This window comes from Fenollaria sp. C0166D3, from assembly GCF_056590255.1.
Genome location: NZ_JBWPVU010000017.1, coordinates 1 through 1,493, shown reverse-complemented (window position 1 = coordinate 1,493; position 1,493 = coordinate 1). Strand labels below are relative to the sequence as shown.

Annotated in this window: 1 rRNA gene; it reads left to right on the top strand. The window is 48.7% G+C overall.

The features are described 5' to 3' along the window. Positions 1 to 51 precede the first annotated feature (51 nt). A 16S ribosomal RNA gene (locus AC1EJ0_RS08125) occupies positions 52 to 1,493 on the top strand; the annotation flags it as partial.

Sequence of the window (1,493 nt, the reverse complement as noted above, 5' to 3'; positions counted from 1 at the left end):
AAATAATTTCGAATTTAAGAGCCAAGGATAACTTGGGATTAAATAAACCATTTAATCGAGAGTTTGATCCTGGCTCAGGACGAACGCTGGCGGCGTGCTTAACACATGCAAGTCGAACGATGAAAGTCGTTTTGATATCTTCGGATTGATAAACTTCTGGATTAGTGGCGGACGGGTGAGTAACGCGTGAGCAATCTGCCTTACACAAAGGGATAGCCTCGGGAAACCGGGATTAATACCATATGATATCACATTTTCGCATGAAGAAGTGATTAAAGAATTTCGGTGTAAGATGAGCTCGCGTCCCATTAATTAGTTGGTGAGGGTAACGGCCCACCAAGATAGCGATGGGTAGCCGATCTAAGAGGATGACCGGCCACATTGGAACTGAGAAACGGTCCAAACTCCTACGGGAGGCAGCAGTGGGGAATATTGCACAATGGGGGAAACCCTGATGCAGCGACGCCGCGTGAGCGATGAAGGCTTTCGAGTCGTAAAGCTCTGTCCTATGGGAAGATAATGACGGTACCATAGAAGAAAGCCCCGGCTAATTACGTGCCAGCAGCCGCGGTAATACGTAAGGGGCGAGCGTTGTCCGGAATTATTGGGCGTAAAGAGTGCGTAGGCGGCAAATTAAGTCAGATGTGAAAACTAAGGGCTCAACCCATAGATTGCATCTGAAACTGATATGCTTGAGTCAAGGAGAGGAAAGTGGAATTCCTAGTGTAGCGGTGGAATGCGTAGATATTAGGAGGAATACCGGTGGCGAAGGCGACTTTCTGGACTTGAACTGACGCTGAGGCACGAAAGCGTGGGGAGCAAACAGGATTAGATACCCTGGTAGTCCACGCCGTAAACGATGAGTGCTAGGTGTCTGCTCATACGAGTAGGTGCCGTACGTTAACACATTAAGCACTCCGCCTGGGGAGTACGTACGCAAGTATGAAACTCAAAGGAATTGACGGGGACCCGCACAAGCAGCGGAGCATGTGGTTTAATTCGAGGCTACGCGAAGAACCTTACCAGGACTTGACATACCAAGGAAAGTTTTTAGAGATAAAAACCCTAGATTTATCTACCTTGGATACAGGTGGTGCATGGTTGTCGTCAGCTCGTGTCGTGAGATGTTGGGTTAAGTCCCGCAACGAGCGCAACCCTTACATTTAGTTACTAACAGGTCAAGCTGAGGACTCTAGATGGACTGCCGATGACAAATCGGAGGAAGGTGGGGATGACGTCAAATCATCATGCCCTTTATGTCCTGGGCTACACACGTGCTACAATGGTCGGTACAAAGAGAAGCTAAATAGCGATATCAAGCAAACCTCAAAAAACCGATCCCAGTTCGGATTGATCTCTGCAACTCGAGATCATGAAGCCGGAGTTGCTAGTAATCGCAGATCAGAATGCTGCGGTGAATGCGTTCCCGGGTCTTGTACACACCGCCCGTCACACCATGGGAGTAGGCAATACCCGAAGCCTGTGAGCTAACC